The sequence below is a fragment of the Kribbella sp. genome, assembly GCF_035655035.1.
Classification (GTDB): domain Bacteria; phylum Actinomycetota; class Actinomycetes; order Propionibacteriales; family Kribbellaceae; genus Kribbella.
Genome location: NZ_DASRVN010000546.1, coordinates 1 through 7,724 on the forward strand (window position 1 = coordinate 1; position 7,724 = coordinate 7,724).

The 7,724-nt window shown below is 69.8% G+C and carries 7 protein-coding genes; 2 read left to right on the top strand and 5 right to left on the bottom strand.

Annotation, left to right across the window (positions count from 1 at the left end):
- Positions 1-55: 55 nt before the first annotated feature.
- Entirely contained in the window at positions 56-691 is a 636-nt protein-coding gene (locus VFF46_RS29440) for a TetR/AcrR family transcriptional regulator (RefSeq protein WP_325040484.1), read from the bottom strand.
- A gap of 73 nt (positions 692-764) precedes the next feature.
- On the opposite strand from VFF46_RS29440, the gene VFF46_RS29445 reads away from it, so the two are divergent.
- Complete coding sequence (locus VFF46_RS29445; protein WP_325040485.1) at positions 765-1,682, top strand: NADP-dependent oxidoreductase; 918 nt, start codon at positions 765-767, stop codon at positions 1,680-1,682.
- A gap of 40 nt (positions 1,683-1,722) precedes the next feature.
- On the opposite strand, the gene VFF46_RS29450 is transcribed toward VFF46_RS29445, so the two are convergent.
- A complete protein-coding gene (locus VFF46_RS29450; protein WP_325040486.1) occupies positions 1,723-4,404 on the bottom strand; it encodes a sugar-binding protein in 2,682 nt (893 codons plus the stop codon).
- Positions 4,405-4,427: 23 nt separating this feature from the next.
- Entirely contained in the window at positions 4,428-5,417 is a 990-nt protein-coding gene (locus VFF46_RS29455) for a twin-arginine translocation signal domain-containing protein (RefSeq protein ID WP_325040487.1), read from the bottom strand.
- A gap of 111 nt (positions 5,418-5,528) precedes the next feature.
- On the opposite strand from VFF46_RS29455, the gene VFF46_RS29460 reads away from it, so the two are divergent.
- Positions 5,529-6,536 carry a LacI family DNA-binding transcriptional regulator gene (locus VFF46_RS29460; RefSeq protein WP_325040488.1) on the top strand — a complete coding sequence of 336 codons (1,008 nt, stop codon included), beginning with the start codon at positions 5,529-5,531 and terminating at the stop codon, positions 6,534-6,536.
- A 42-nt stretch (positions 6,537-6,578) separates the two neighbouring features.
- On the opposite strand, the gene VFF46_RS29465 is transcribed toward VFF46_RS29460, so the two are convergent.
- Positions 6,579-6,980, bottom strand: a complete 402-nt coding sequence (locus VFF46_RS29465; protein ID WP_325040489.1) for a hypothetical protein — start codon at positions 6,978-6,980, stop codon at positions 6,579-6,581.
- Positions 6,980-7,724, bottom strand: a 745-nt coding sequence (locus tag VFF46_RS29470) for a CehA/McbA family metallohydrolase (protein WP_325040490.1), incomplete at its 5' end; no start/stop codon positions are given. The genes VFF46_RS29470 and VFF46_RS29465, both read right to left, overlap by 1 nt.

Genomic DNA, 7,724 nt, shown 5'->3' on the forward strand with positions numbered 1-7,724 from the left:
ACCCAACGCAACTACCTCAGCTACTGACCCGCACAAGCCCTCGGCCGGGACGTGTTCACTTCGTGAGGAACGAGCGGATGTGGTCGAGGGCCATGTCGAGGGCGGTTTCCATCGGGGCGATGTCCTGCTGGGTCTCGGCGAGGAGGTAGCCGCCCTGGAGGGCTGCCATCAGGCCGACAGCGAGTTTGTCAGGGTCGGCTGCTTCGGCGAGGGCGCCGCTGATCTGCATCCGGCGGAGGCCCGCGGCGATCAGGCCGGTCCACGCCGCGAAGGTCTCGGCCAGAGTGGTGCGGGCCTCGTCGTCCTGGTCGGACAGTTCGCTGGCCATCGAGCCGAGGGCGCAGCCGTACGCACCGTTCTGCAGGGCGTTGCGTTGGACCAAAGCGTCCCGCCAGCGCAGCAGGCCGCGGAACGAACGCAGCCGTTCCAGGTAGCCCTGCTCACGCTCGAGCACCTGGCCGGCCCGGAGCGCGACGACCGCCCGGACCAATTGGTCCTTGTCGGCGAAGTGCTGGTAGAGCTGGGACTTGCTGGTACCGCTCGCCGCCCGGACCTCGTCCAGGGTCGTGGCGTTGACGCCGCGTACGTACATCAGGTCCGCAGCCGCGTCGACGATCCGCGCCCTGGTCGCGAGACCGCGGGACGTCAGCCGCCGGGGCGGGTCGTCCGCTGCGGTTCCCGTGCCAGTCACGGGTCCAACGCTACCGCCCGATCGGCGGCGGGTGTATCGTTCTGGACGGAATAGTCCAATCTTGGAGGTTCGGATGAAGGCGATCGTGGTGACGGACCAGGCCGCGGGCACGGCCGGGATGACGCTGGCCGAGCGCCCTGAGCCGTCGGCGGCGATCAACGACGTGGTCGTGGCGGTGCACGCGTCGGGGTACGTCCCGACCGAGCTGGAGTGGCCGTCGACCTGGACCGACCGCGCCGGGCGCGACCGGGCGCCGGCGATCCCCGGCCACGAGTTCGCCGGGGTGGTCACCGAGCTCGGCTACGGGACCACGGGGTTGTCGGTGGGTCAGCGCGTGTTCGGGCTGACCGACTGGCATCGGGACGGCACGCTGGCCGAGTACGTCGCGGTCGAGGCGCGCAACCTCGCGCCGCTGCCGGGCGACGTCGACGTCACGGTGGGCGCAAGCCTGCCGATCTCCGGGCTGACCGCATGGCAAGGGCTGTTCCAGCTGGGGCGGCTGCAGGCCGGCCGGACCGTCCTCGCGCACGGCGCGGCCGGTGCGGTCGGGACAATGGTGACGCAGCTCGCCCGCGAAGCCGGTGCGTACGTCATCGGCACCGGGCGCGCCGCGGATCGGCAACTGGCGCTCGACTTCGGTGCGCACGAGTTCGTCGACCTCGGCAGCGACGCGCTGGAGGACGTCGGCGGCGTCGACCTGGTGTTCGACGTGATCGGCGGCGACATCCAGAAGCGCTCCGCCGCGCTCATCCGCCCCGGCGGGACCCTGGTGTCGGTCGTCGGGCCGGTCGAGGCGCGCCCCGCGGACGGCCTCGCGATCGACTTCGTCGTCGAGGCCGTCCCCGCCCAGCTGACCGAGATCGCCCAGCGCATCCGCGACGGCCGCCTCCGCCCGAACATCGGCACCGTGGCCACCCTCGAGGAAGCCATCCCGGCCTTCACCTCAACCGAACGCTCCAAGGGCAAGAAGGTCATTCGGATCCGCGACTGAGGGCCCGGACCCCCGCGGATGCGAGGGTCCGGCGCGCCGCTCACGCGTCCAGGACGAAGGCCTTGAAGAGAGCTGAGTCCTTGCCGTTGCCGATGCCGGAGGCCCATTCGATGTAGCCCTTGCGGCCTTGGCCGTCGTTGTCGTTGAGGAGGAGGGAGACGCTGATCAGGTTGCCGGTGGGGTCGATGCCGAGGTCCGTCCAGGTGACTCCGGTGGTGTAGGTCGTGGTGGTGCCGCTGCGGACGATCGCGGCGTCGCCGGCGGGCAGCGGGCCGGTCGCGGGTCCCGACCAGCGCCAGGTATCGACGTCCGCGCCGACCAGTGAGGCACCGATCTCGTTCCAGCTGGAGGCCTCGCCCGGGGTGCCCGAGCTGACGGCGAACTGGAGCGAGTCGTTCTGCCAGATCTGGTCGCCGCCCGCCGTCGCGTGGTGTACGTCGTCGGTGACGTCCACCGTGAGGTAGAGCCTGTCGGCGTCGTACGTGACCCAGAAGTCGAACGACAGATCCTGCGGCCCGTTGTACCCGGTGACGAGCACGTTGCCTTCGCTGGAGGTACCACTAGGAGTCGTCCCGGCCAGCTGGTTCACCCCGTTGATCGCGATCGTCTTCTTCGCCACGTGGTGTAGGTCGGCGGCCCCAACGAGTACCGCATTGCCGCTGGCGTTCAGCGGCGTACCGTCGCTCATCGTCGCGGTCACGCTGTACGTCGCCCCGCTGGGGAGCGGGATGAACCGCTCGTCGACCGCCCCGGCCGCGATCGCGACATCGGCCACGGAGCCCTGCACCGAGCCCACCGTCCACGCGATCGACGGCACCGTCTGCGCGGCGCTGCTGCCGTTGGTGACCTGGATGCGCAGCTGGTCCGAGCCGTCCTTCAGCACGTGCTGCACCGCGAGCGCGAGCGGCTCGGTGACCTGGTAGTCGGCGACGAGCTTGCCGACCACGGCGCCCGCCTCCGTGACCGTGGCGTGCACCGTCCGCCACCCGACCGCGGACGCCGGCCCGAACGAGACCTCCGTACTCCGCTTCGCCCCGGCCGGAACGTTGACCGAGGCAACGACCTGCCCGCCCGCCGACAGCTTCGCGGCGGCCGGGCGCGCGCTCGTCGTATTGTCGACGATCCACAATGCTCCGAGGTTCTCGCCGCGCTTGGCGTCCTTCGCCGTCAGCTGGTGCCGCACCGTGGGCGCCACCGCGATCGCACCCGTGGTCGCCACGTAGACCGGCTCCTTCCCGAGCGAGACGGAGAGCCGACCGTCGACGTGCGTGGTCCCGCCGTACGCGTCGGTGAAGGTTGCCGCCCTGGACGCGTTGATGCCGAACGGCGTCGGCGAGTCGGCCCAGAGCATCCAGGTCGACGCGGTCCCGTTCGGAATGACCACGCGACTCACGCCGGCGGCCGGCGCGTCCTGCTTCAGTTCGCGCTTCGTGACCCCGGACAGTTGCCGGGCGAGGTTCGCGTAGGAGACGTACGCCGGCTTCGGGCGACTCGCTCCGCCCGACACCATCGTCACCATGCCGAAGTTCTGCTCAGTCTCGCCCGGGTTGGTGCCGTCGTTCATGAAGTCGTACCAGAAGAAGTCCGTCACGCCCGCGGCGTACGCGGCGGCGGCCCCTTGTGCGGCGTACGCGGCCTGCGACCGGGTGTCGACCGCGAGATGCGCCGTACCGGCCGGCCAGCCGAGCTCCGAGATCCAGATGTCGCGCTGCACGCCGTACGACTCGATCAGCGTCGCCACGCTCCGCACCTGCTGCGCGAGCGAATCCGGGGACGCCGGGTAGTTGTACGGATGGATCGAGACCCCGTCGATGTAGTCGAGGCCGCCGCTGTCGAAGACCACCTTCATCCAGTCGAGCGGTACGCCGGCCGTCGCGGGCGCGACATACTTCAGGTGCGGGTAGTGCTTGCGCAACTCCGTGACCGTGGCCTTCAGCAACAGGAAGTAGTAGTCCGGCTGACAGTTCGCCGGACTGTTGCCCCGGGCACCGAACGTCGGGATGTTGAACTCGTTGAACACCTCGACCGCCGCGACGTTCGGGTTCTGCCGGACCAGCTCGACCGCGTACGACGCGAACCCTGAGCGGCCCGCGTCGGTGTACGGTGTCGCACCGCCGTCGTAGTTGGCGTTGTTGAAGCTCAGCACCGGCAGATCGGTGAGGCCGTTGCGCTTCAGCACGTCGTGGTACGTGTTGCAGAGCGTGAAGTCGTACGTACCCTTCGTCGGCTCGGCGCCCCACCACTCCTGGGTGTCCCGGACGGTCGCGATCCCGGCCGCCGCGACCAGCGGGGCAAGCACGTTCGGATCCCAGGGGTTGGGACCGAAGCCGAAGTGGGTGTTCACACCCAGACCGGGCACGACCCCGGCCAGCCTGCTCAACACACAGAAGGAGTCGGTCACCGACTGCTGGGACAACTCGTAGGTGATGTCGTAGTACCCGGTACCGACCGGCACGACGACCGTGGTGGCGCCGGACGCCGCGCCCCGGGCCGTCCCGGTCCACATCCGGTCGCCGCCGGGCGCCGTGACCGTGATCGCGATCTTCTCCCCCGGCTTGGCGTTCGGCACCACGAGCCGCGGCACGTTCGGTACGACGAACACGTTGGACGCGGCCAGCGCCTGCTGCGGGGCCGGCGCCGTACCGGCGGCCACGGCTCTCCCGGCGGTGAACGGGACGGCTGCGGCAGCGGCGCTGACGCTGAGGAACGTTCTGCGTTTCATTGCGTTGTCTCCGACTCGGTTCGTCAACCTGTGATGATCTGGTGGAAGGTGCCGAAGGCCTGTTTGTGCGCGCCCCAACTGCCGTCGGGGTTCACGTTCACCAGGCCGTAGTGCGCCTGGGAGTCGTCCCAGGCCGGCTGGTCGAGCAGCTCGTAGACGTACACGCCGTGCACCTTGTCGGGCGCGGACGCCCGGAGCGTCTGGACCGCGGTGGCGAGGTAGTTCGCCTGATCCGCCTCGGACGACGACTGCGTCCCGCCGGTGATGTTCAGCTCGGTCAGCAGGATCTCGCTCTGCCGGAACCGGTTGATCACCTCGAGCACGGCGAGCATGTCGTCCATGCCCCAGTACCAGTCGAGGCCGTTCACCTCGTACGGCAGGCCGTCGTTGTTCAGCAACTGGAGGAACCCGGTGTGCTTCCAGGTCATGTTCACGACCCGGCCGGCCTGGGAGTCCGACGCCCGGACGCCGTCGCAGATCGCCCACATCCGGTCGCGGACCGGACCGTACACGTCCGGGTTGTAGTCGTTGATCGACGAGCCGTCGACGCCCGGCCCGTTGATGCAGGCGCCGTCCATCTCGTTCTGGATCTGGTACAGCGGGATCTGGCCGGCGTACCGGCTGACGAGCATCGACACCTGGCTCTGGATGAAAGCGTTGTCGCGGTCGTGGATCGCGTCCGGCACGGTCAGGATCGCCATCAGCTGGACGCCGTGCGCGCGGGCCGCGGAGACGACCGCGTCGTACCAGCTCCAGTCGGTCGAGGCCGCGTCGAGGGTCGGGAGCAGGAAGTCGACCCGGTAGTACCCGACCCCGAGCGACGCGGCGAGGGCGAGCTGGTCCTGGACCCCGCTCGCCGGGTACGACGTGTCGTCGATCGACGGCGGGTGCCCGCAGACGCCCCACGCGGTCAGCGTGGTCGCGGCGGAGGCGGTCTGCGGGGTGAGGGCGGCGAACGGTACGGCGGCGGCCGCCGCGGCGGAAAGCTTGAGGAATGTCCGGCGGTGAATCATGGTGTGCTGCCTCCCGGATGAGGGTGGTAAAGCGGTTTCACACTTCGCCGAAGCATCCGATCTGTTCGGGTGTCACGTCAAGACCTCGGCACCGGAGATATGCTTTTCGGCGTGCCGAGAGAGAAAAGCGTCCGTCTGAGCGATGTCGCCGCCGTCGCGGGGGTGTCGCTGGCGACCGCCTCGAAGGCGCTGAACGGCAACACCCGCATCTCACAGGCCACCCGCGAGCGCGTCCGGGCCGCCGCCGAGCGGCTCGACTTCCGGCCGGACGCCCTCGCGCGCTCGTTCGCCTCCGGCCGGAGCGGGACCATCGGCGTCCTCACCCACCGGGCGAAGAACACGTTCGCCCGGCCGGTCGCGATGGGCGCGATCCTGCAGCTCGGCGCGCAGAACCAGGCCGCGCTCGTGTACGACGGCGACGTCCAGGAGAGCAAGGCGATGTCCGACAGTCTCCGTGAGCTGCGGGCGCGCCGGATCGACGGGCTGCTGGTCATCGGCGACGGCCACGAACACACGTCGCCGTCGCTGACGCACTACTTCGACGTGCCGGTCAGGTACATCTTCACCGCGTCCAGCGACCCGGGCGATGTGCTGTACCTGCCGGACAATCGCGAGGCCGGACGGCTGGCGACCCAGCACCTGATCGACACCGGCAACACCCGGATCGCGCACCTCGGCGGCCCGCCGAACAGCATCGCGGCCGAGCGCCGGCAGGCGGGCATGACGGACGCGCTCACCGCCGCCGGACTGGGGCTGGTCGGCCCGGTCATCCACAGCGACTGGACCAGGGTGCGCGGCGCGGCGTCGATGGCGGAACTACTGCAGTCCGGTGCGAAGTTCGACGCGGTGTTCTGCGGCAACGACCACATCGCGCTCGGCGCGATGGAGACCTGCGCGGCGGCCGGGATCCGGATCCCCGACGACGTCGCCCTGGTCGGCGTCGACAACTGGGAGGGCACGGTCGTCGACCAGGACGGCTCCCGCCAGCTCACCTCGGTCGACCTCGAACTGATGGAGCTCGGCCGCCTCGGCGCGGCCAGCATGACCACCACCGAACACGCCCCCGGCGAGCACTTCACCGCACCGACCCTCGCGATCGGCCCCTCCAGCCGACCCTGAATTACTTCCGGAATTGTTTCCAGAAACCTTGTGAAAGCAGTTTCACGGATAGCTCAGGCTAGGCGCCGATGCTGAGCGCAGTACCAGGTGCAGGGAGCTGTGCAGGGCGAGGCCTCCGAGCGAGCCCAGTGCGCGGAAGCGGAGCGTCACGTCGACGACTGCGGGTACGTCGAATCGCACCCGGAGGCTGCCGTCCTGGGCCGGTTCGCCGGTCAGTTCGTGCACCGGCAGGTCCAGCTCGATACCGGGCACCGGGTCGGACTCGATCACCAGCTGACCGGTCACGAACCCGGTGTTCACGATCGGGAACTCGATCGTGTGCCACTCGCCGGCGGTCAGGTTCGGCACCCGGTGGCCGGTCCGGGCGACGTTCACCCGGGCCTCCGGGTTGATCACCACCGAGATCGGCGCGGTCGTCTCGACCGGATCGCAGCAGCCTGCCATCAGTCCACCTCGCACTCGTCGCGCCGGGTCAGGTAGGTGGCCTGCGCCTCGTCGTACGCCGACCGCGCCGCGTCCCGCTCGCTCTCCCGGATGAAGCCCGACTTCGCGTGCCAGAGCGCGTCGACGGAGTCGTGCAGCCACTGCGCGCTCCGCCGGGATGCCCGGATCGGCTGCCCGGCGAGCTCGACGAAGACCGGCTGGGTGTGCACGCTGCGCAGGATCCGCACCGCGATCCACGACGACCGCTCCAGCTCGACGTCGAACACGAGCGGATGCTCGTTGCCGTCCGCAACGATCTCCCGGGAGTCCACCGGTACGCCGTTCACCAGTACCTCGACGAGGACGTTCCGGGTCTGCCCGATCCGCGACCGCTCCAGGTGCCAGCCGACCGGCGCGGAGTACACCGGCTGCCCCGCGGCGGGCGGCGCCGGCGGCTGCTCGGGCAACCATGCCGCGACGGTCGCAGTCACGCGTGCCGTCCCCGGAGCCTCGACGGACTGTTCCCGATCGGTCGAGCCGTTCACCTCGAAGTCGTACACGTGGCTGCGGCCGTCCCCGAAGTACGACGCCCTGTCCTTCAACCCGCCGAGCCACGTCTCCAACGCCTGCGGGCCCTGCGGCGGCTCGGGCAGCTGGACGTACGTGCGCCCGACGCCCGGGCCGTCGTCGTAGATGCACGGGTAGTCGGTCTCGCCGAGCATCAGCGTGCGGTAGCCGACGTTCAGCAGGTGGTACCAGATGTTC

Excerpts from the sequence above, each read along its gene's own strand:
- VFF46_RS29465 (WP_325040489.1), bottom strand. The coding sequence starts at position 6,980 with ATGGCAGGCTGCTGCGATCCGGTCGAGACGACCGCGCCGATCTCGGTG.
- VFF46_RS29455 (WP_325040487.1), bottom strand. The coding sequence starts at position 5,417 with ATGATTCACCGCCGGACATTCCTCAAGCTTTCCGCCGCGGCGGCCGCC.
- VFF46_RS29450 (WP_325040486.1), bottom strand. The coding sequence starts at position 4,404 with ATGAAACGCAGAACGTTCCTCAGCGTCAGCGCCGCTGCCGCAGCCGTC.
- VFF46_RS29445 (WP_325040485.1), top strand. The coding sequence starts at position 765 with ATGAAGGCGATCGTGGTGACGGACCAGGCCGCGGGCACGGCCGGGATG.